This is a genomic window from Flavobacterium xizangense (assembly GCF_054075145.1).
Window position 1 is genome coordinate 459,093 of sequence record NZ_JBSIPG010000001.1, and the last position, 23,502, is coordinate 482,594.

A 23,502-nucleotide genomic window follows, 5' to 3' on the forward strand; every position below is an offset into this window, starting at 1 on the left:
TGGCTGAAAAAATTAAAGCATAAAATTATCAGGTCTGCAAAGATTAACAACTAAATGATTCCAAACAAATGATTTTCTCTATTTTTGTAATCCTTATTCGAAATATTAAAAAATGCGAACATTTGTTATAGGCGATATACACGGAGGATTACGCGCACTTGAGCAAGTGTTGGACAGAGCCAAAGTTACTGCAGAAGATACTCTTATATTTTTAGGCGATTACGTAGACGGGTGGAGCCAATCTGCCGAAGTAATCGATTTTTTAATTGATCTTAAAACCAAGCAAAAATGCATTTGCATTAGAGGAAATCATGATCAGCTGGCACTAGACTGGCTCGAAAACAGACATGAAGAGTTTGATGAAGAAATGTGGTACAAACATGGCGGAAAAGCTACCGTTGAAGGATATTCTAAACTTTCTGAAGAAAAAAAGAAAACCCATATTGCTTTTTTAGAATCCTTGAAAGACTATTATCTGGATGATGAAAACCGTCTATTTGTTCACGCCGGATTTACCAATTTAAATGGTGTGGTCTGGGAATATTTTCCGAAATTATTTTATTGGGACAGAACACTTTGGGAATCGGCACTGGCTTTGAACCCAGCTTTAAAACCCGATGATTTATATTATCCAAAACGTTTTACGGTTTATAAAGAAATTTACATTGGACACACTCCTGTTACGCGAATTGGAGAAACGGTTCCTGTAAACAAAGCTTGTGTTTGGAATGTTGATACAGGCGCTGCTTTTAAAGGGCCTCTGACGATTATGAATGTGGATACAAAGGAGTTCTGGCAAAGTGAACCATTAAATGAATTATATCCTGACGAAAAAGGTAGGAATTAAAATATTAAATATACATTTGCACCGCAAAATAATTAATATTTAATTTTATGAAAAAAGTTATTACACTCTTGTTTTTAGTAACATTCGGATTTGTTAATGCTCAAAAAGCTTTTACAGGCAAGGGAGATATCAGAGTAAATGTTGGTGCTAATCTACAAGATGGTGGTTCTGGAATTCAGGGTTCTGTTGATTTTGGTTTAGGAGAAAATTTCTCTTTTGGTTTTGTTTCAAATTATTTACTTGGTGTAAACAATTTTAACGGAATTTATGGAGATCACCCAACTCCATACAATGATTACAAACCAGAATTCAAAGATCGTTTTGATGCAAAAGCAAGAATTAATGCTAACTTAAGCAGTGTTATTGGAGTTGAACAATTAGATGTTTACCCAGGTTTAAGTTTAGGTTTGAAAAATTTTGGAGGTCACATCGGAGGTCGTTATTTCTTTACTGACGGATTTGGTGTTTTCACAGAAATTGGTTTTCCAATTGCAAAATACAGCAGTGATAATGATGTATTTGATCACTTAAATAATCAAGCTACTTTCAGTTTAGGAGCTTCATTTAATTTAAATTAAACTTTTAAGTTCCAAAGGGTCATAATTACAAAGGAACAAAGTTTTTAAATAGAAAAACCGCCTTATGGGCGGTTTTTTATTTTTACTATAAATTACTTTGTCACTTTGAACCTTTGTCACTTTGAACCCTATTTAAAAAATCATTTCCGGAATTTCACCTTCAATAATCAAATCAGCTTCCGTTGAAGCGACGATGTGCTCAACAGAAACCCCTGGCGCTCTTTCTAAGAGCTTAAAACCATTTTTAGCCACTTCGAGAACCGCAAGCTCAGTTACAACCTTTTTAACGCATCCTACGCCTGTTAACGGCAAAGTACATTTTTTTAAGATTTTAGATTCGCCTGCTTTGTTCACGTGCATCATGGCAACGATAATATTTTCGGCAGAAGCTACTAAATCCATTGCTCCTCCCATTCCTTTTACCATTTTTCCGGGGATTTTCCAATTGGCAATATCGCCATTTTCAGAAACTTCCATTGCGCCTAGAATCGTTAAATCCACTTTTTGACTACGAATCATTCCGAAACTAAAAGCAGAATCAAAGAAACTTGCTCCCGGAAGCGTTGTAATAGTTTGTTTTCCTGCGTTAATAATATCGGCATCTTCTTCGCCCGCAAACGGAAAAGGTCCCATTCCAAGAACACCATTTTCACTTTGAAATTCTACTGCAATATCTTCTCTTACATAATTCGCAACCAATGTCGGAATACCGATTCCAAGATTTACAAAATATCTGTCTTTAACTTCTTTTGCAATTCGTTTTGCTATATCTTCTTTACTAAGTGCCATATTTATAATGTGTCAATTAGAGAATTTGATAATTAGATAATTGGAAAAATAATTATCTAATTGTCTCCTTATCTCAATTATCTAATTCTTCGTTCTAACAGTTCTTTGCTCGATTCTCTTTTCAAATTTTTCTCCCTGAAAAATACGTTGTACCATAATTCCCGGAATATGAATTTGATTTGGATCCAAAGTCCCGACAGGAACTAATTCTTCAACCTCGGCAATTGTTATTTTTCCGGCGCCGGCCATACATGCATTAAAGTTTCTGGCCGTTCCTTTAAAAATAAGATTTCCAGCTTCATCACCTTTCCATGCTTTTACAATTGCAAAATCGGCCTTGAAGGCTTCTTCCATGATGTGCATTTTGCCATTGAATTCACGTGCTTCTTTTCCCTCAGCAACTTCTGTTCCGTAACCTGCCGGAGTAAAAAAAGCAGGAATTCCGGCTTGAGCGGCACGACAACGTTCTGCTAAAGTTCCTTGAGGTGTAAGTTCGACTTCTAGTTCACCCGAAAGCATCTGACGTTCAAACTCAGCATTTTCGCCAACATAAGAGGAAATCATTTTCTTGATTTGTTTCTTTTGCAAAAGCAATCCCAAACCAAAATCATCAACTCCTGCATTATTTGAAATACAGGTTAAATCTGAAATTGCGGTGTTAACTAATGCGGCAATAGTATTTTCAGGAATACCGCATAAACCAAAACCACCAAACATGATTGTCATGCTGCTTTCAATTCCCTGAATAGCCTCATGAACATTATTTACTTTTTTTGTTATCATAACAAAGTGTCTTTATTACTATATATTTTTGATAAAAATAAGATTTTTAGATTGAATTATAACGATTTCGTAATGATTTTGACGAATTTAATTTTAGCTGCATAAAATAGATCTCACAACGATTAAATATCGGTAGAAAATTTTTTTGCCAGTACAGTTTTTGTTCCATAGGGACTATATATGAAATTCATTAAGAATCGTAAAACATTTAGTCCCTACGGGACACCTTCGAAATCTTATCGTTATTATCTACCAATATTTAACTCCTGACGGAGTTTATATGTAAACGCTAAGGATCAAAAAAAATCCTTTTGTATTCTTCACATTAGAAGATCACAAAAGGATTTATTATTTAAAAAACGAAACGAAACTACAGCTCAAATTCGTCTGTATTTTGATCTGTCTGAGTTGTATCTTTTACCACTGCAGGTCTTTGATAACAATCCACTTTTATCGAAAGGTTAGCCGGACGCTCAAATTCCGATTTTGAAACCTGAAGCGATTCATCGGCGTAGCATTTTTTCATAAAATAAGCCCAAACCGGCAATGCTGCTGTAGCACCTTGCCCGTAAGTCAAACTTTTGAAACGTGCTGAACGGTCTTCACAACCAACCCAAACCCCAGTTACTAAATTTGGAACCATTCCCATAAACCAACCGTCTGACTGATTTTGCGTTGTTCCAGTCTTACCAGCGATAGGATTTTTGAACATATAAGGGTATCCTGTCCAACGATTATCACCGCTTCCACCACCTTGCGTACGCAGACGTGCTCCAGAACCAGTTTCAGTAACACCTTCTAATAATTTAATTACTGCAAAAGCGATATCTTTATTTAAAACATCATGAGATTCCGGAATTGGTTCATAAATAACTTCACCACTTTTATTCTCAATTCTGCTTAAAAACTGCGGTTTTACATAAACTCCCTGATTCGCAAATGTACTGTATGCAGCAACCATATCTTCAACAGTAATATCAACCGCTCCAAGAGCAATTGAAGGCTGAACTGGAATTTCAGTTTTAACACCTAACTTTTTTGTCAATTCAACAACAGCTTCAGGGCCGGTTCTGTCAATTAATTTAGCTGAAACGGTATTAATAGAATTCGCCAAACCTTGTTTCAACGTTACCATTCCGCGGTATCTGTTATCAGAGTTTCTTGGTTCCCAATCTTCTGTTACATGATGACGCCCTTTATGAATCATAAAAGGTCCATCTAAAATTGAATCACAAGGAGACATATTCAACTGCTCAATAGCCGTTGCATAAACAAATGGTTTAAAAGTAGAACCAACCTGTCTTGCACCCTGTCCTACGTGATCATATTGGAAATATTTGTAATTGATACCACCAACCCATGCTTTGATATTTCCAGTTTGAGGTTCCATTGCCATCAAACCAGACTGTAAAAAGTGTTTATAGTAACGAATAGAATCTAATGGTGTCATGATTGTGTCACGCTCTCCCTTCCATGTAAAGATTCGCATTTGTGTTTTTACTTTGAATGATGCAATAATATCATCTTCGCTTTTATCCATATCTTTCATAATAGCCCAGCGCGAAGAATTTTTCATTGCCTGCATCATGATTCTGTCTGTTTCAGCCTGAGTGATATTTACGAAAGGGGCATTTTTATTGGTTTTCATTTCAATAAAAAATTGCTGTTGAAGGTTTTTCATGTGTTCAGAAACTGCTTCTTCTGCATAAAGCTGCATTCTTGAATCTATAGTGGTATAAATTTTCAAACCATCTTTGTAAATATCATAATCAGAACCATCGGGTTTTTTATTTTCTGCTACCCATTTTTTCATGTAATCACGAAGATACTCTCTGAAATAAGTAGCCGTTCCTTCACGGTGACTTTCAAGTTTGAACTTCAATGTAATTGGCAAAGCCTGTAATCTCAATTTTTCTGCAGTGGTAATCATCTTTGCTTTTTCCATCTGCGAAAGCACCACATTACGACGATTTTTTACGCCTTGCGGATTACGAACTGGATTGTATAATCCGGAGTTTTTGAACATTCCGACTAAAATAGCCGATTCATCCATTGTTAAATCTTTTGGATCTTTAGAGAAATAAGTCTGTGCTGCCGAACTTACTCCAACAGAATAATTTCCGAAATCATAGACATTGCAATACATTGCCAGAATTTCGTTTTTGGTATATTGTCTTTCCAAACGAATGGCGATAATCCATTCTTTTATTTTCTGAACAATTCTGAAAGGCAAAAATTTAGAACCTTCACCGTGAAACAATTGTTTTGCAAGCTGTTGTGTTAAAGTACTCGCACCACCATTTGTTCCTAAAGTAAAAACGGCTCTTAAAGTTCCACGTCCATCAATTCCAGAGTGCTCATAAAAACGTGCATCTTCAGTTGCAACCAAGGCTTCGACCAAACTTTTTGGCAAATCTGAATATTTCAGCTGCGATCTATTGGTTTTAAAGTATTTACCAATTACAACTCCATCAGAAGAAATAATTTCTGTCGCTAAATTTGAATCTGGATTTTCCAAATCTTCAAATGATGGCATTGAACCGAATAATCCCCAAGAGGCAAATAAAAAGAAAGCCAGAATACCTAGCAAAGTATAAGCAAAAACCCGCCAGAACTTCTTTTTATAGTAATTAATATCTTTAACGCTATTTGATTGATTGTTTTTTTTAGCTGCCATAACTGTTTTCTAATCTTTTTGTTCTATTCTAAAACCTACGTCTGTAATACCTTCTAAAGCTTCAACACCAGGGATTTTGCCTGATTCTCTAACAGCTTGTTTAATATGAACTTTATATTTTCCTTTAAACTTCACATCTTCTTTGTAAAACAACTTGCTTTCTTTTATATCTGTAAAGCCATTTCCTAATAAAGTTCCGTCTGGATTTGCCATTTGATACTCTAGCGTATCCACTTTTGTAAATCCGCTTGGTGTCTCAATAGCAACAATCAAAAACAAATTATTAAACGGGTAATTGTTGTTGTCTCTCAAATTTACAAATAAATTGTATTTTTTTGTAGAATCTAAAACCGGCAAATCAAAAGTAACAACGCTGTCTTTGTGCCAGGCACTCCCAACGGATTTGTACTCATCAAACACTCTTTTCTTATCACAAGAGAAAAGGAGTATTGCAACCAAAAGAAGAATCCAGCTATTTTTTATTCTCATTTTTAGTAATAATTATTGGTTTTCTAGGTTCAGCAGGCTTATTTTCATTCTGTTTATTTTCGTTTTGCTTGTTTTTATTAGAATGATTTTGCTTGTTGTGAGGCTTATTCGATTTATTCGGATTTCCTCCGCCTTGTTTATTATTGTTATTGTTATTTCCTTGTTGTGGTTTATTTGGCGTAGGTGCAACTACTGCATTTTCAGCATTTGATTTGCGTTTACGGTTTGTTTTTTTCTTTCTTTTTGGTTGGTCAAAACGAGTTAAACTCTCCTGACCCATGGCATTATTAAAGTCTTTTTCAGGTTCTGAAGTTACTTCAATTGCAAAATCCTCTAAGGAAGAAACTTTGTTTTTTTGCTTATTCTCAGCAATAATTTCTTTAACCTGATCAATTTTTAAAACATGCCAGTTTGCAAAATTGTTGGTATAAGCGAACCACATTAATCCTTTGAAAATATCTTGTTTTTGGCAAACAGCATCTCCTTTTTCGGTTACTAATTTAGTATCGTAATCCGGAAAATCCTTTAAGGCATCCATGTAAGTATCTAACTCGTAATTAAGACAACATTTAAGTTTACCACATTGTCCTGCCAATTTTTGCGGATTCAATGACAACTGCTGATAACGTGCTGCGGAGGTATTTACACTTCTAAAATCAGTTAGCCAGGTTGAACAGCAAAGTTCACGTCCGCAAGAACCAACTCCTCCTAAACGAGCGGCTTCCTGACGGAAACCAACTTGTTTCATTTCGACTCTGGTACTGAATTCTTTCGCAAAATCCTTAATCAGCATTCTAAAATCGACACGATCGTTTGCTGTGTAATAAAAAGTTGCTTTTGATCCGTCGCCTTGAAATTCAATATCAGAAATTTTCATCTCGAGTTTGTGCTGAATTGCCAATTCTCGTGCACGAACTTTCATTGGTTCCTCACGATCACGCGCTACAGACCAAATATCAATATCTTTTTGAGATGCTTTTCTGTAAATTTTTGGAATTTCATTACTTTCATGATTTACTCCTTTTTTCTTCATTTGAATTTTTACCAATTCACCTGTAAGAGTTACAATTCCAATATCATGTCCTGGTGAAGCAACAGTTGCTACAATGTCACCAATACTTAAAGTTAGTTTCTCAGAATTCCTAAAAAATTCCTTACGTCCGTTTTTGAAACGAACCTCAACACAATCAAAAATTGCCTCTCCATTAGACGGACTCATGTTTGAAAGCCAGTCAAAAACAGTCAATTTATTGCAGCTATCGGTGCCGCAAGTCCCATTATTTTTACAACCTTTTGGTGCGCCACCATCTGAGGTTGAACAACTTGTACATGCCATAATTATATATGTAGTGTTGCATAAAAGCAACTTAAGTTCATAAACGTTTGATCGGTAAAGATAGTATTTTTTTTATTTGGCTATTTATAGATTAGTTCTAAAGGGTTGTTAAATAAAAAATTAATCGATTTTAAAAAATAACCGTTTTAAAATTGTTTGCTGAAAATAATTTATTCTTCTGTAAATAAAAGACTTATTGTGTTTGTTTTATGGCTTAGTGAGGTCGTTTTTAATTTTTTCTAAAACTACTTTTGCGGTTAATTTTTTAAAAACAAAAACATGTTTAACATTTTGGATGTATTAAGTCAACATAAGGTATTTTTAGAAAATAATCTAAAAGAGCTTAAAATCGAGCAACGAAAAAAAATTGCCGTCGGTTTTGCTCAATTCTATTTCTTGCTAGATAATGTATCTGAATGTGTAGAAAAGCATTTAAAAATAAAAATCACTGAAGAAGAGTTAATTAATAATTTAAAAAACAATAATATTCAGTATTTCAAAGACGCATTAGAAAAATATGATTCGGAAACAGATGAATATGCAGATGAATTTGTTGAATTGGATGCAATGGAAATAAACATTCTAAGCGGACTTGAAAATTGTGTTTTTTCTATAGAAAATTCACAAAACGTTCTTTTAAATTTTTTACTGCTTATAGACATACTGGATTATTATGAAAATTTCTCAGACAATCCCGAATATTGGAATAAACTGCTTAAAGAGGAAATCTTTTTTCAAAAAGAAATAGTTCAACAAATTAAAAATGAAAAAAGTTTAAATGACAATTTCTATTTCGATCGGTATAAGGATGTTTTATTTGATCAAATTTAATTAAACAAACCCGATAGCGCGGATTTGCAATCCGTGCCCGAAACAGTAATACACAAAACAAATCATTAAAATAAAAGTTACACAAATTAATGTGCTTTTGATATTTACAAAGAGAATAAACCAATCTTTGCGCGCACGGATTGCAAATCCGCGCTATCGTTGTTATTAATTAATAAAACGCTGAATAAAAATTCAAATCTTTTTCAAAAAAGCTATTTTTATTCAAATTTAATATTTTATAAATACCTTATAGTAATAGTTTTATTACGTTTTATGGTAATTTTAAAATCGCTTAAAATGCTATTTTGTACAGAAAATCAATTTGCGTTTTATGGGCTCTTATTCTAAAAAAATAATCGAAAAGCTTTTTGTTGCACTTGCATTGATTATAGGTCTATATCCCACAACATATTTTTTAATAGATCGAAAATTTGGACTTTTGCAAACCAAAACAAGTGAAGTGTTATCAAGTATTGGATGGAATATAGCTTTTTACACTCACATCACGCTTGGTGGAATTGCTTTGTTAATTGGCTGGACACAATTCAGTTCAAGAATCAGATTTAGGAATATCAGACTCCATAGAAACATTGGCAAAATTTATGTGCTCTCTGTAATCATGAGTTCACTAGCTGGTATTTATATTGGTGTTTTTGCTACAGGTAGACTATGGGCTTCAATAGGCTTTATTTCTCTTGCTTTAATATGGTTTACTACAACATTAAGAGCCTATGTAACAATAAAGAACGGCAAAATAGAGGCACATCACAAAATGATGATTTATAGTTATGCAGCTTGTTCCGCAGCAATAACATTACGAATTTGGCTTCCTTTATTAGTATTTATCACTAAAGATTTTATAACTGCCTATATAATAACTTCTTGGATTTGCTGGATTCCTAACATTCTTTTTGCATATCTTTTTATTAAAAAAATGAAATTTAAAGTAGTAGAGTAAAACCATATTATTTCAAAATGGATCTATAGGAAAAAGATTCGATGGTTACATAATAGATATGATTTTTTTGATGGCATTAAACCTTCCATTAGCTGGTCATCTCGGACCAAAGTCAGTGACATTTATGCAAGCTAGCACTGGCATCTTGCTAGTGAACGAAAAGATTTAATACAATATCTACGAAAACCGATTAGAAAACTGGAAATAAAGCTTAGCCAAAATCAGAACATGTCGTATTCTGCTGTTTTTTTGTCTTTTTATAAATATTAAATAATTAAAGATATTAGAATTTTGCAAGAATTTTCACTCGCACAAAGTTGTGAATGAATATTAAAACTCGCATTAATTTCTAAAATAAAATGTCTTTGAAAAAAATTACTTTTAAATTCAAGTTTTACAAACTCTACATTTTTATTTCTGCTTTCTTACTATCGATAACAAATAGTAATGCACAATTAAAAATAACTTCCATTCCTCAGTCAGGCACATCATCTTCATTATCAACTTCACCCATATTACCGTCTGGAATAATAACGTCATGGTCAGACAATATCCTGACCATTATAGTTCCAAAAGAAATGGGAGAATTTGATTATAAAATTTTATTAGAGGGAAACTGTGATGCAACAGTCGGTAAAATTCTCGTTAAGCCAAAACTTGGCGATATTATTACCAACAAAACGATCTGTGAAGGTGAATCCTACACTTGGCCAGTAAACAACACTAATTATACCACAGCGCAGACTGGACTTAGGATCTCTAATGATGAGTGTATAGCAGACGAAGTACTAAACCTGACCGTTACTCCTAAACCTGCCGATGTGGTGACAACCGAAACAATCTGTTCGGGAAGTGTCTACAACTGGAGCGTTGACGGAAAAACTTACACCGTTTCCGGAACATACAGAAAAATCAATGACGGATGTACCGCTGATCAGGTATTAAATTTGACTGTAGGTTCTAAACCCGCGGATCTAGTTACAACAAAATCAATATGTTCTGGACAAACTTACATTTGGCCTATAAATGGAATTACTTATTCTCAATCAACTTCATTAAGAATACAAAACGACGGATGTACGGCCGATCAGGTTCTGGATTTGACTGTTACTCCTAAACCTGCCGATTTAGTCACAACCGAAACAATCTGTTCTGGACAAACTTACATTTGGCCCGCAAACGGAATTACTTATTCCCGATCAGTTTCATTAAGAATACAAAACGACGGATGCACGGCCGATCAGGTTCTGGATTTGACTGTTACTCCTAAACCTGCCGATGTAGTCACAACCGAAACAATATGTTCGGGAACTGTATACAATTGGAGCGTTGACGGAAAAACTTACACCGTTTCCGGAACATACAGAAAAATCAATGACGGATGTACCGCTGATCAGGTATTAAATTTGACTGTAGGTTCTAAACCCGTGGATCTAGTTACAACAAAATCAATATGTTCTGGACAAACTTACATTTGGCCTATAAATGGAATTACTTATTCTCAATCAACTTTATTAAGAATACAAAACGACGGATGTACGGCCGATCAGGTTCTGGATTTGACTGTTACTCCTAAACCTGCCGATGTGGTGACAACCGAAACAATATGTTCGGGAAGTGTCTACAACTGGAGCGTTGACGGAAAAACTTACACCGTTTCCGGAACATACAGAAAAATCAATGACGGATGTACCGCTGATCAGGTATTAAATTTGACTGTAGGTTCTAAACCCGCGGATCTAGTTACAACAAAATCAATATGTTCTGGACAAACTTACATTTGGCCCGCAAACGGAATTACTTATTCTCAATCAACTTTATTAAGAATACAAAACGACGGATGTACGGCCGATCAGGTTCTGGATTTGACTGTTACTCTTAAACCTGCCGATGTAGTCACAACCGAAACAATCTGTTCGGGAACTGTATACAACTGGAGCGTTGACGGAAAAACTTACACCGTTTCCGGAACATACAGAAAAATCAATGACGGATGTACCGCTGATCAGATATTGAATCTGATTGTCACAGCCAAACCTGCAGATGTGGTGACAACAAAAACGATTTGTGCAGGGGAAACTTATACCTGGCCGGCAAACAATATCAATTATACGACATCACAGATCGCACTTAGAATTTCTAATGACGGATGTACTGCAGACCAAGTATTAAACTTAATTGTAAAACCGAAACCAGATGATATAATTACAAATGCAACTATATGTTCAGGTAAAACTTATACATGGGCTGCAAACGGTAACACATATAGTACAAAACAAACTGGGCTTAGAATTTCTAATAACGATTGTACTGCAGATCAGGTATTAAATCTAACTATTGTGACTGCTAAACCAGCAGATATAATAACCGATGTTACTATATGCGCTATAGAAAGCTATACATGGCCAGCAAATGGTCAGACTTATAAAACAACGCAAAAAGGACTTAAAATTATAAATGATTCGTGTACCGCTGATCAAGTATTAAATTTAACAGTTATGCCAATGCATTATTGGTCAGCAGGAATTTGCGGAAGTAACACATTTACTTGGGAAGTAAATAATGTAACTTATAGTGAAACAGGGATTTATATAGCAATAAAAAATGGTGAATGTCATTCTTTAACCCTTTCTCATTTTGACCAACCCTCTGCCATTATTACAAATGAAACTATTTGCGAAGGTCAAAGTTATAAATGGCCTGTTAACAATATCACTTACACTACAACCCAAACCGTAAGCTTTAATCCTAATCAATGTGAGCCAGAAAGAATTCTTAATCTTACAGTCACGCCCAAACCTGCTGATATTATTACAAACGCAACTATATGTGCCGGTTATGGTTATTTATGGGAAGCAAATGGCCAGTACTATACAACTAAGCAATCTGGATTAAGAATTCGAAAGAATGGATGTACTGCAGATCAGGTACTAAATTTGACAGTTACACCAAAACCTGCTGACATAATTACCAATGCAACAATATGTTCCGGAGAATCTTATATCTGGCCAGCCAATAATCTTACTTATACAACAGCAAAATATGGACTAAGAATAAAGAATAATAATTGTACTGCAGATGAGATACTAAATTTAACAATTACACCAAAACCTGCTGACATAATCACAAATGTAACTATAAGTAAAGGAGAATCTTACACATGGCCGGCTAATAATGTCACGTACACAACAGCACAAAATCGTCTTAAAATTGTGAACAATGGATGTACTGCAGATCAGGTATTAAACCTGACAGTTACTGCGAAACCTGCAGATGTAGTAACAAATGCTGTTATATGTGCTGGAGGAAATTACACATGGGCTGCCAATAACACAAGCTATACAACTGCTCAAAGTGGACTTAAAATTGCTGGTAACGACAATACAGCCGATCAGATTCTAAATCTTGTGGTTTCTAAGTCACTTAGTGCAACAATTTTATCCGAATCTTTATCTGAAATTTGTGAAGGTGATAAAAATGCAGAGTTTACGATTTCAATTAGTGGTGGTTCATTACCATACAGCGTGGCGATAGATGATACAAATTTTATCTTAATTTCTGGAAATGAGCATACTTTTCAAAACCTTTCTGGAGGAGTTCATAACGTCTATATCAAAGATAATTTAAACTGTACGACTACTCTTGAGGTTCATCTTCCAAATTCGGTTTCGATTAATCCTGTTGCTACCATTCAATATAATTGTGTCGATAATTTACCTTCTAACTCTGCTACTGTCAATATTAATCCTGCCATAACAAATGCTTCTGAAATAGATTATACCCTCGACGGAAATTCTGGCAGATATCAGAGCAGTCCTATTTTTACAAATATTAGTCCTGGCAAACATTTTATCAGAGCAAGACATACAAATACCTGCGAGCAGGATACAGAGGAATTTACAATTGAAGCATTTGATCCATTGGTATTAACTTTAAGCAATACAGAGCTGAATGAAATTTCAGCGACTGCCTCTGGTGGAAATGGAGATTATAGATATTCATTTGAAAGTGAACCCTTCAGTACTACTAATAAATTTACCATTAGTAAAACGGGCAATTACACCGTTTCTGTAACCGACAAAAACGGCTGCAACTCTGTGAAAACAATATTCGCTAAATACATTGATATCTGTATTCCAAACTATTTTACTCCAAATGGTGATGGCATTAATGATTTCTGGAGTGTCGGATGCACTACTTCTTTTAAAAATTTAAACTGTTCCATTTTTGACAGATATGGCCGAGAAATTGGCACTTATAGATTAAACGAGAAATGGGACGGGAAAATCGACGGAAAAGAACTTCCGTCTGGAGATTACTGGTATACTTTAAAATTGAATGATCCAGAAGATAACAGGGAATTTGTTGGACATTTTACACTTTACAGATAAACAGCAAAGAGAATTCCGTTACCTAAAAACTAAATAAAATGAAAAAAATCATTCAAATATATCTGATCTTATTTGTAATATCAAGTTACAGCCAAGAATTAAATCTGCCTGTTTTTACGCAGTATTTAGCAGATAATCCATTTGCTGTTTCGCCAACTTATGCCGGTATTGGAGATAATCTCAGAATACGAGCTAACGGATTAACACAGTGGGTTGGCATTAAAGATGCTCCAGACAATCAATCCCTCTATGCCGATATGAGAATTCTGGATCGTTCCGGAATTGGAATTTCATTATATAATGATAAAAATGGAAACACCAGTCAAACTGGTGCAAAAATTTCGTTTGCACACCATTTAACGTTAGATTATTATTCTAAACAATATTTATCCTTTGGTATTTCATACAATATCAACACTTTTAAAATTAACACTGCTAATTTTAATTCTGGAACTGGAATTTCGGATTCGTTTGATCCGGCAGTGACAGATAATCGCCATCTTTCAAATAAAAATTTTGATATTGGAACACTGTATCGCATTAAAGATTTTTACATAAGTTTAAATATTGGAAATATTTTAAACAAGAACATCGATAAATTTTACCGTGAAGAACCTTCTTTATTGCGAAATTACCAAGTTTACACCGGTTACATTTTTAGAGTAAATACCAAAAACAGGATAGAATTTGAACCCTCAGTTTATTATCAATTATTTGAAAGTGATAAGCGTTCTAGTACTGACCTAAATATTAAGTACAGACAATTTAACAGATATGACGATTATTTCTGGGTTGGAGCTTCTTATCGTTTTCTAAATGACCAGTTTTTAGAGCCATTAATGGTTGGACCAATGGCTGGTTTTAAGAAATCAAACTTTTATTTTGGGTATTCCTATCAAGCCTCTCTTAACAAAATTGCCGCATATAATTCGGGAACACATGTAATCACTATTGGTTTAGACTTCTTTCAAAAAATCAGCAATTGTCCTTGTACGCAAAGTCCGGTTTATTACTAAATACTATTCCTCTGTTTTGTATACTTAAATTCAAATCTTATCCCAAAATCTTATATATACCCCGATAGCGCGAATTTGCAATCCGTGCCCGCAACAGTAAGACACAAAACAAATCATTAAAATAAAAGGTAAGCAAATTAATGTTCTTTTGATATTTACAAAGAGAATAAACCAATCTTTCCGCGCACGGATTGCAAATCCGCGCAATCGTTGCTGAGATAAATCTGAATGATCGGGTTGTCATCGATGTTATAATCATCCAAATATTCTTCTTTTATAATACCATTAAACCGATAGCGCGGATTTGCAATCCGTGCCCGCAACAGTTAAGACACAAAACAAATCATTAAAATAAAAGTTAAGCAAATTAATGTGCTTTTGATATTTACAAAGAGAATAAACCAATCTTTGTGCGCACGAATTGCAAATCTGCACGATCGTTGCTGAGATAAATCTAAGCGATCGGGTTTCTGTCTTGAAATAATTCTGAAAGAGAAACAAAATTTGTTAAGTTTACTAGTACAAAAAAAAAGATTCAAACCAACCCAAAAACAAACCTTAGCCACTAAATGAATACTGAAATTTTACTAGACAAACCAGAAGAAAAAACAAACTACTTTTATAATTTTAATTTTTTAAAGTTTAAAAAGATATTCTATCCCCTTGCTATTGCTACCTTGCTTTTTATCATCAAGCAATTTATTACTAACAATTTTTACATTTCACAGTCATCGAGAGGTCCAGGAATGCTTGATTTAATTGATACTATTAATTCTGCTAAGGAATTACCTATTTGGGCAGAAATCATAAACAAATTTGTCGATATACTAATTATGGTAGTTCTGCTTTGTTGGGAAGCCGTTTATGAAAAAAAGTATGATAAAATTAAATTTGTTCTCTTACTCTGCTTGCCATCAATAGTTTTGAATACGCTACATTTTTATACAAATTTTGATAACTCAGAAACTTCAGAGTTCATTTTGTCTATTTTTTTCATTATAAATTTTTTCCCTACTTATGCATTATATGGTGCATTGAGAGGAAAAATACTTTATGGAAAAAATTTAAGTTTGACAGGCTATTTTATTGGACTAATTAGTATAGTAAGTATCAGTACAATATATGAAAAAATCGGATCACTGATACTTATTAACGATTTCCTTATTTCTATTTATTCTTATGGGAATGCACTTATAAAAGTTTTTTCCCCACTGTCTTTTTTCTATTTTCTATTTCTGTCAGATGCTGGATTCTCTTTTAAGAATTTTATAAAAATGCCCGCTGTTTCTTTATTAACAAGCAAAAAAATTACGATACATTTTACAATTTTATTTACTTCATTGCTTGCTCTTCATTTGAATTTTACAGAAAACTTCTCTCAACATTGGTTTGGAGACTTGAATTCGAGGTTTTCAATTATTTTATATAGCATATTTGAGTTTTTTCGTATTATTTTACAAATTGCATTTGTATATTTATTATTCTCTCAACTATTGTTATTACAGTTGGGCGCTTTGCGAAGAAGACCTTTATGGATCTATTTATTTAGTTTCATCCCCATAATTAATGTAATTCCTTTATTTTTCTTTTTCCAAAAAAGTACTCCCTTAACTAATACGGAATATTTTGAAATGGAAGATAACGAACAAAGAAACAAATCTTTGCTTCAGTTCTTTATTTTATTTTTAGCAAGTGTATACGGAATATATAAATTTATTGGATTAGGGTTGAGCCGCGAAAACTTAATTTATCTGATTTTAACCGTTATATCTCTGTATATTTTAATATTATATTTTAGAATTGGTGTTTGGATCGTTCTTACACTATTAAGCATCGCAACGATATTCTTTTTATTTCAAGATATGCCTACTAGTTTGTATTATACTTGCGTATTACTTTACGGCGGTATCGGTTTATACAATCTACACATTGCTTTATTTTGGACGGCAAAAGAATGGGATGAAATCGATGAAAATATTGCATCCCAAAAATACTGAAGAAGTCTAAAAAATGAAAGAGCCGCAAATTGCGACTCTTTCATTTTATATTATTTCTAAGTTTCCTTAACTGTAATAATCTTAACTGGACAAGCTTTTGCCGCAAGTTCACAGCTTTCTGCGATTGCATGATTTGGAGATTTCAGTGTAAAAAATCCCTTCGCATTCTGAGAATGAAGCAAAACCGATTTTCCATCTTTTTTGGACATCTGAAAATGAATCGGATCCATCTCAACACAGTAATTACAACCAATGCATTTGTCTCTTTGTAAAGTGATGATAACCATTATGCCTCAATGATTTTATATAATTTGTCCGACATTCTTATTCTGAATGGTAATTTAAAACTACAGTCATCGCCTTTTGTGGCTTTTTTGCCTGCAGCATCATTTACAAACATTTCATCGATAATCATTTCCTGAGCGCCTGTACTTGGTCCAGTAACCAAAATTTTATCACCGATTTTTATATCATAGGCTTCTATTTTGAACTGTCCAATTTCTGCTTTTGGGAAATAATGCGTTCCTTTTCCAACATAAACCTTTTTCTGCGTTGCTGCAGATCCTGGAATATCGCTCCACTCACCTAATTCCTGACCAAGATAATATCCAGACCAGAATCCGCGATTATAAACTGTATTTAAAGCTTCCATCCAAACTTTCGTTTTCTCTTTCGAAAAAGTTCCGTCGTAATATGCATCAATAGCTTCGCGGTAGGTTTTGATAACTGTTGCAACATATTCTGGCGCACGGCCACGTCCTTCGATTTTTAAAACCTGAATTCCCGAATCAATTACCTGATCTAAGAAATCGATTGTACACAAATCTTTAGGCGACATCATGTATTCGTTGTCCAATTCGATTTCGAAACCAGTTTCCTGATCGATAACCGTATATTTTTTTCGGCAGTTTTGTTTGCAGGCGCCACGATTTGCAGATGAATTATGCGAATGCAGACTCAAATAACATTTTCCTGAAACCGCCATACACAAAGCTCCGTGTCCGAAAATTTCGATTTCTACTAAATTTCCGTTTGGGCCTTTTATTTGTTCTTTTTCAATTTGAGCTGTAATGTTCTTTATCTGACGCAAGCTTAATTCTCGACTTAAAACCATTGTATCGGCAAATAAACTGTAGAATTTTATGGTTTCTATATTTGTAACATTTAACTGAGTTGAAATGTGAACTTCCATTCCTATTGATCTTGCCATAGCAATTACAGCCTGATCAGATGCAATTATGGCTGTAATATTGGATTCTTTGGCTTTTTTCAATACTGTTTTTACGACTGATAAATCGTGATCGTAAATAATCGTGTTTAAAGTCAAATAGCTTCGAACGTTTTTGGCTTCACATCGATTCGCAATTTCTTTTAAATCGTCAATGGTAAAATTCACCGTTGAACGCGCACGCATGTTAAGTTGTTCTACTCCAAAATAAATAGAATCTGCACCATTATCTAGCGCTGCCTGAAGTGACTCAAAGCTGCCTGCGGGAGCCATGAGTTCAATTTTGTTGGTAAGTGTCATTTTTGCTTTTATTATTCCAATTATACGTTTTCCGAATCTACTCATCTAACAATTGGCAAAAATAATGTGGGTATGGATTAGATTTCTATGATTTATATCATAGTCTACATTTTAAAAAGTATTTGTAGAGTTGAGGATATTCGTTGCGTTCCTGCGGTTGAAACCGCAGGCTATGCTTGCTGTGAGTATGTTTTTCAAATATAGCCCGTGGTTTCAACCACAGGAAACGTATTGTAAAACATTTTTTCTAAACTTTTTTATACGTATAATCGTTGTAGATTTTCTTTGCGTTCCTGCGTTGAAACCGCAGGCTATGTTTTCTTTGAGTATGTTTTGTCAAATATAGCCCGTGGTTTCAACCACGGGGACGCAACGCTGAGTTTAATAATCATTTATCACCCAATCCATGCAGTTTTACAAACTCATCAAATTCATCTTGTCCGTTTTTCTTAAGATGATGTTGCTTTTGATTTCTAATATAATTATAAACAGCATCCAGCTGAGATTCACTTACAGAGAAAGCTGCAAAACCAGTTTGCCATGCAAACTTTTCAAGGATAAATTCTCCTCGATTAATAAAATGAGAAGAACTTCCTTTTATTTGTTTTACAATGTCTGTGATTGTTTTTTGTGGATTTTGTAAAAATAAAATATGTAGGTGGTCAGGCATTCCGTTTATGATTCCGACAGGGCATCCGAGATCAGTTAACTCTTGCCAAATAAAATCGTAAAGTTTTTTCTGAATTGAAAAATCAATTAATTCCTGACGGTTTTTGGTGGACCAAATTGCATGAACCCATAATTTAGTAAAGGATTGTGACATAAGTAAATCAGCATAAAAATTTCTGCTAATTTACGTTTTTACATGATTAATCTTACAGTTTTGTTTTTGGTAGATTTTCTATTACAATCAGTTTTTCACTAAAAATAGTGGTATTATTATATGTTTTAGCAACCACAATAGTAACTTAGAACAGTCTGTCCTTTAGATTCCTTGATTTCAAGATAACAGCCAGCATCGCCTTCTTCTTTTGGCTGATATTTAGTTTTTGATTTATTCCAAACATTATCCTCTGTTTTGAAAAACCACTCAACAAATTTAATGACTTCGCTTTTTGAATAATTAGGGAAGACAATTTCGCCATCTAATCCAGCTTCAGAACATAAATTACTTTTTAGTTTAATTCCTGTTTTAAACTCATATTTTTTAGCACAAACACCTTTTGAATCGTTAAAACGCTCTAAAATATGTTCCGATTTTTTTCCAAGATATTGGGCGAAATATTTTTCTTCGAAATTATCTTCATACTTAATTTTTTCAACAAAAGATTTTGAAGGAACAGGCAATTTATTTACCTGTCCCATAATTTTGAAGCAACTCAAGAATAAAACCAGCAATAATTTATTCATGCGTTTTATAACTAAATTATTCTAAAATCTTGTAAATTTTATCAGACAATCTAATTCTGAATGGAACTTCAAAAGTAACTTTATCACCAATTTTAGCAGTTTGAGTTTCTGCACCATCAACGATGAATTTATCTAAAACAATTTCTTGGTCGCCTGTTGTTGGGCCAGAAATAAGGATTTTATCACCGCTATTTAATTCGTGATTTTCTATTGTGAATTGTCCAACTTGTGCTTTTACATAATAATGTTCCGCTTTTCCAAGAAGCACTTTTTTTACTTTTATTTTCTGACGGATATCAGCCTCCTTTTGTGCTGTTGCCAAAGCAGTTTCTGGCAATTCGCCAGAGTGTTTGAATTTTAGATTCTCCGATTTTCCTTTTCTGAAAACTTTATTTCCAACTTGTTTTCCAGTTCTCAAACGAACCTGGTCAACCAAAGGCATGTGGATAATCTCTAAACATTCTGTAGAACAGCAGTTTTCCATTGCTGCTTTACATTCATCACATTGAATAAATAGCAAGTGGCAACCGTCATTTTCACAATTCGTGTGATTATCGCAAGGTTTTCCGCATTGATGGCATTGCGAAATAATATCATCTGTGATTCTTTCGCCTAAACGATTATCAAATACGAAGTTTTTACCAATGAATTTACTTTCTAAACCTTCTTCTTTTAATTGTTTCGCATAGTTGATGATTCCACCTTCTAATTGATAAACATTTTTGAAGCCTTGGTGTTTAAAGTAAGCACTTGCTTTCTCGCAACGAATTCCTCCAGTACAATACATTACCAGATTTTTATCTTCTTTATGGTTTTGAAGTTGTTCGTTAATGATTGGCAAACTCTCTCTAAAAGTTTCAACATCTGGAGTAATAGCATTTTTAAAATGTCCAACTTCACTTTCGTAGTGATTTCTAAAATCAACTACAATGGTGTTTGGATCATCTAAAATCTCATTGAATTCTTTGGCTTTCAAATGAACGCCAATATTAGTTACATCAAAAGTTTCGTCATTCAAACCGTCGGCAACGATTTTGTGACGCACTTTAATAGTCAATTTTAAAAAGGAATGATCATCATGCTCTACAGCTTCATTCAAACGAATGCCTTTCATAAAATCATAAACTTCAAGAGTTGCTCTAAAAGCCTCTAAATTTTCTTCAGGAATACTCATTTGAGCATTTATTCCTTCGTTGGCAACGTAAATTCGGCCTAATGCATCGAGAGCATTCCAGGCTACAAATAAATCATCGCGAAATTTTTTAGGATCTTCAATTTTGGCATACGCATAGAAAGACAACGTAAGTCGTTGTTGTCCTGCATCATCGATCATGATGGCTCTTTCTTCTGCGCTCAAAGTGTTATACAGTTGCATGCTATAAACAGTTTTAAGTTAAGAATATTTTTTTTGAGCGGCAAAAGTACGGAAAAAGGTTCTAAGTTGCAATCCCGAAGTTTCGAGACTGAGGCACTAAGGTTTTTAAAAGCAAAAAAACAATGTTACTCTTTTTCATTTAGTAATGCTTGTTTGACGGCATTTAGCTCCGCGATTTTTTCTTCGCTTACTTTTGGATATTCTAAATCCATTTCATCCAAAGCATGAATAATGGCTGAAGCAATGGCAATTCGGGCATAATATTTATTATCGGCTGGAATTACATACCAAGGCGATTTTTTGGTTGATGTATTCTTGATCAACTCTTCATAAGCAAACATATAATCATTCCAATAACCTCTTTCTTTGGCATCGGCGGCGCTGAATTTCCAGTTTTTATCTGGATTATCAACTCTTTCTATGAATCTTCTTTTTTGTTCTTCTTTCGAAACATTAAGAAAAAACTTGATTACAATTGTTCCGTTTCTGTTTAAGTATTTTTCAAAGTTTCGGATATCTTGAAAACGCTCTTCCCAAATATCTTCGGTAATCAATTTTTCAGGGATCTTTTGTCCTCTTAAAATTTGTTCATGAACTCGAACCACTAAAACTTCTTCATAATAAGAGCGATTAAAAATTCCGATGCGACCTCTTTCCGGCAAATGTTTTTGGCAACGCCAAAGATAATCATGGTCTAATTCTTCAGAACTCGGGCCTTTAAAAGAAGAAACCTGACAGCCCTGCGGATTTATACCAGACATAACATGCTTGATGGCGCCATCTTTTCCTGCGGCGTCCATTGCCTGAAAAATAAGCAAAACCGACCATTTATCTTGAGCATAAAGTGTATCCTGCATGGCAGCCAATGCTTTCACTCCCAATTGTAAAGCTTCTTTAATTGCTGACTTTGATTCATCCCCAAAATAAGAAGTGGGTTTGTCCTTTAGTGTAAAATTTTTATCGTCACCTACACAAAATTGCTCTGAAAACTTCTTGGCTCTATGCAGTAATTCTTTTTTACTTAATGCTTTTAGTTCACTTGAAACACCACTCAAATTCTCCAATTTTATTTTATTTTTTTTTGACATAATACAACCTTTTTAGAATTAAAACAGGACACGGTAAAAATTTATTCTTACAAAAAATGCACTTTGGCGATGTTTTACATCATTTTGTCGGTTTTATTAACATTTGAATATCAATTACATATAAATTTAATAAAAAATCAAAATGAAAATAATATTTCAAATCGTAATTAAAAAAATGTTAACTTAGCTAAGGAATTATTTGGTTTTTAGTTAGTTGAGTTTTAATAAAATTTAATAAAAAAATTAAAAATGAACAAAATCTACCCTCCAGCAATTTTCTTACTTTTTTTATTGTTATCCTGCAAAAAAGAAGCTCCACCACAACCCAAGCCACTTGAAATTTCAGTTACGACTGTAGTACAACAAGATGTTAAAATAGAATCCGAATATACTGGACAAACTTTTGGTCAATCTGATATACAAATTAATCCTCGAGTCGACGGTGTAATCGAAAGTATAAATTTCAAGGAAGGTAGTTTTGTTACCAAAGGACAACTCCTGTATACAATTGATCCTTTGCCATATAAAGCGAAACTTAATCAAGCTGAAGGAAATGCGGCCGAATCACAAGCGCTTTTGTCAAAAACCAAATCCGATCTTGATATGATTACGCCTCTTGCGAAAATGAATGCAGTCAGCCAGAGAGAATTAGTTTCGGCCAAATCAGCCTACACAGCTTCTATTGCACAAATCAAGGCATCAGATGCATCTGTGCAAAATGCAAGGATTGAGTTAGGTTATTGCCGAATTGTTGCTCCAATTTCCGGATTAATCGGAATCTCAAAAGTAAGAGTGGGCGACTATGTACGTCCAGGAGCTCTGTCTATTCTGAACACCATTTCAGATTTAGGCGATGTGAGAGTGCGTTTTACCATGAGCGAGCAGGAATTTTTGAGACTTTACAGAGAATTCAACAAACCAAATTCAGCTTTAAAAGGCTCAGGAGCAACCGTTTCTTTAAAACTATCGGACGGCTCAACTTATCCTCAAACAGGAACAGTAAGCTTCACCGACCGACAAATAGATCCTGCGACTGGTGCCATCACATTTGAAGCCGCATTTCCAAATCCAGATAAATTGCTTCGTCCGGGTCAATATGCAAAAATTGCCTTGCTCACAGACATACGCAAAGATGCCATTGTAATTCCGCAACGTGCTGTTATTGAAGTACAGGGTATTTATCAGGTTTATGTTTTAGGAAATGACAACAAAGTGCAAATGCAAATTGTAAAACCAGGTCCGGCCGTTCAAAATGGATATATTATTGAAGAAGGTTTAAAACCTGGCGACAAGATAGCCATGGGAGGTACTTCATTATTGAAAAATGGAAGTGTTATTACACCAAAAGTCACACAGTGGCAATTAGGCGATACAGAAACTGCAGTTACTAAATAATAATCTAGATACAT

19 protein-coding genes are annotated in these 23,502 nt (G+C 34.2%); 8 read left to right on the forward strand and 11 right to left on the reverse strand.

The window, feature by feature from the left end; all coding sequences use genetic code 11:
• The first annotated feature begins 112 nt into the window (after window positions 1–112).
• Both ACWA1B_RS01925 and ACWA1B_RS01930 read left to right on the forward strand, forming a co-directional pair.
• Complete coding sequence (locus tag ACWA1B_RS01925; RefSeq protein ID WP_456904215.1) at window positions 113–847, forward strand: metallophosphoesterase family protein; 735 nt, start codon at window positions 113–115, stop codon at window positions 845–847.
• Window positions 848–894: 47 nt separating this feature from the next.
• On the forward strand, window positions 895–1,425 hold the full coding sequence (locus tag ACWA1B_RS01930) for a DUF6646 family protein (protein ID WP_456904217.1): 531 nt from the start codon (window positions 895–897) through the stop codon (window positions 1,423–1,425).
• 132 nt (window positions 1,426–1,557) lie between these two features.
• Here ACWA1B_RS01930 and ACWA1B_RS01935 read toward each other — a convergent pair whose 3' ends face one another.
• The 5 genes from ACWA1B_RS01935 to ACWA1B_RS01955 form a co-directional block, all read right to left on the reverse strand.
• Window positions 1,558–2,214 carry a 3-oxoacid CoA-transferase subunit B gene (locus tag ACWA1B_RS01935; RefSeq protein ID WP_456904219.1) on the reverse strand — a complete coding sequence of 219 codons (657 nt, stop codon included), beginning with the start codon at window positions 2,212–2,214 and terminating at the stop codon, window positions 1,558–1,560.
• 81 nt (window positions 2,215–2,295) lie between these two features.
• On the reverse strand, window positions 2,296–2,997 hold the full coding sequence (locus tag ACWA1B_RS01940; RefSeq protein WP_456904221.1) for a CoA transferase subunit A: 702 nt from the start codon (window positions 2,995–2,997) through the stop codon (window positions 2,296–2,298).
• Between the two features lie 370 nt (window positions 2,998–3,367).
• Window positions 3,368–5,674, reverse strand: coding sequence for a penicillin-binding protein 1A (locus ACWA1B_RS01945; protein ID WP_456904223.1), 2,307 nt, complete (start codon window positions 5,672–5,674; stop codon window positions 3,368–3,370).
• Between the two features lie 9 nt (window positions 5,675–5,683).
• Window positions 5,684–6,163, reverse strand: coding sequence for a gliding motility lipoprotein GldH (locus ACWA1B_RS01950; protein WP_456904224.1), 480 nt, complete (start codon window positions 6,161–6,163; stop codon window positions 5,684–5,686).
• Window positions 6,147–7,499, reverse strand: a complete 1,353-nt coding sequence (locus ACWA1B_RS01955; protein ID WP_456904225.1) for a PSP1 domain-containing protein — start codon at window positions 7,497–7,499, stop codon at window positions 6,147–6,149. The genes ACWA1B_RS01950 and ACWA1B_RS01955 overlap by 17 nt, the downstream gene beginning before the upstream one ends.
• Before the next feature lie 279 nt (window positions 7,500–7,778).
• Here ACWA1B_RS01955 and ACWA1B_RS01960 point away from each other — a divergent pair, with 279 nt between their 5' ends.
• From ACWA1B_RS01960 to ACWA1B_RS01980, 5 genes are all read left to right on the forward strand, one after another.
• Window positions 7,779–8,330, forward strand: coding sequence for a hypothetical protein (locus tag ACWA1B_RS01960; RefSeq protein WP_456904227.1), 552 nt, complete (start codon window positions 7,779–7,781; stop codon window positions 8,328–8,330).
• 331 nt (window positions 8,331–8,661) lie between these two features.
• On the forward strand, window positions 8,662–9,288 hold the full coding sequence (locus tag ACWA1B_RS01965; protein ID WP_456904229.1) for a DUF2306 domain-containing protein: 627 nt from the start codon (window positions 8,662–8,664) through the stop codon (window positions 9,286–9,288).
• Between the two features lie 365 nt (window positions 9,289–9,653).
• Window positions 9,654–13,679: a T9SS type B sorting domain-containing protein gene (locus ACWA1B_RS01970; protein ID WP_456904230.1), complete on the forward strand. Its 4,026-nt coding sequence runs from the start codon at window positions 9,654–9,656 to the stop codon at window positions 13,677–13,679.
• 38 nt (window positions 13,680–13,717) lie between these two features.
• Window positions 13,718–14,695 carry a PorP/SprF family type IX secretion system membrane protein gene (locus ACWA1B_RS01975; RefSeq protein ID WP_456904231.1) on the forward strand — a complete coding sequence of 326 codons (978 nt, stop codon included), beginning with the start codon at window positions 13,718–13,720 and terminating at the stop codon, window positions 14,693–14,695.
• 569 nt (window positions 14,696–15,264) lie between these two features.
• The gene (locus tag ACWA1B_RS01980) at window positions 15,265–16,692 is read left to right on the forward strand and encodes a hypothetical protein (protein ID WP_456904232.1); all 1,428 of its coding nucleotides are present in this window, start codon (window positions 15,265–15,267) and stop codon (window positions 16,690–16,692) included.
• Window positions 16,693–16,748: 56 nt separating this feature from the next.
• Here the strand turns inward: ACWA1B_RS01980 and ACWA1B_RS01985 are convergent, their stop codons facing one another.
• The 6 genes from ACWA1B_RS01985 to ACWA1B_RS02010 all read right to left on the reverse strand — a co-directional run bounded on the left by ACWA1B_RS01985 (window position 16,749) and on the right by ACWA1B_RS02010 (window position 22,093).
• Complete coding sequence (locus ACWA1B_RS01985) at window positions 16,749–16,979, reverse strand: ferredoxin (protein ID WP_456904233.1); 231 nt, start codon at window positions 16,977–16,979, stop codon at window positions 16,749–16,751.
• Window positions 16,979–18,220: a peptidase U32 family protein gene (locus ACWA1B_RS01990; protein ID WP_456904234.1), complete on the reverse strand. Its 1,242-nt coding sequence runs from the start codon at window positions 18,218–18,220 to the stop codon at window positions 16,979–16,981. Before ACWA1B_RS01990 ends, ACWA1B_RS01985 begins: the two co-directional genes overlap by 1 nt.
• Window positions 18,221–18,608: 388 nt before the next feature.
• Window positions 18,609–19,043: an IS200/IS605 family transposase gene (gene tnpA / locus ACWA1B_RS01995; RefSeq protein ID WP_456904235.1), complete on the reverse strand. Its 435-nt coding sequence runs from the start codon at window positions 19,041–19,043 to the stop codon at window positions 18,609–18,611.
• 125 nt (window positions 19,044–19,168) lie between these two features.
• Window positions 19,169–19,630: a hypothetical protein gene (locus ACWA1B_RS02000; protein WP_456904236.1), complete on the reverse strand. Its 462-nt coding sequence runs from the start codon at window positions 19,628–19,630 to the stop codon at window positions 19,169–19,171.
• Window positions 19,631–19,646: 16 nt separating this feature from the next.
• Window positions 19,647–21,005 carry an oxygen-dependent tRNA uridine(34) hydroxylase TrhO gene (trhO, locus tag ACWA1B_RS02005; RefSeq protein ID WP_456904237.1) on the reverse strand — a complete coding sequence of 453 codons (1,359 nt, stop codon included), beginning with the start codon at window positions 21,003–21,005 and terminating at the stop codon, window positions 19,647–19,649.
• 125 nt (window positions 21,006–21,130) lie between these two features.
• Window positions 21,131–22,093, reverse strand: a complete 963-nt coding sequence (locus ACWA1B_RS02010; protein ID WP_456904238.1) for a polyphosphate kinase 2 family protein — start codon at window positions 22,091–22,093, stop codon at window positions 21,131–21,133.
• A gap of 249 nt (window positions 22,094–22,342) precedes the next feature.
• On the opposite strand from ACWA1B_RS02010, the gene ACWA1B_RS02015 reads away from it, so the two are divergent.
• The gene (locus ACWA1B_RS02015; RefSeq protein WP_456904239.1) at window positions 22,343–23,488 is read left to right on the forward strand and encodes an efflux RND transporter periplasmic adaptor subunit; all 1,146 of its coding nucleotides are present in this window, start codon (window positions 22,343–22,345) and stop codon (window positions 23,486–23,488) included.
• Window positions 23,489–23,502: the final 14 nt, after the last annotated feature.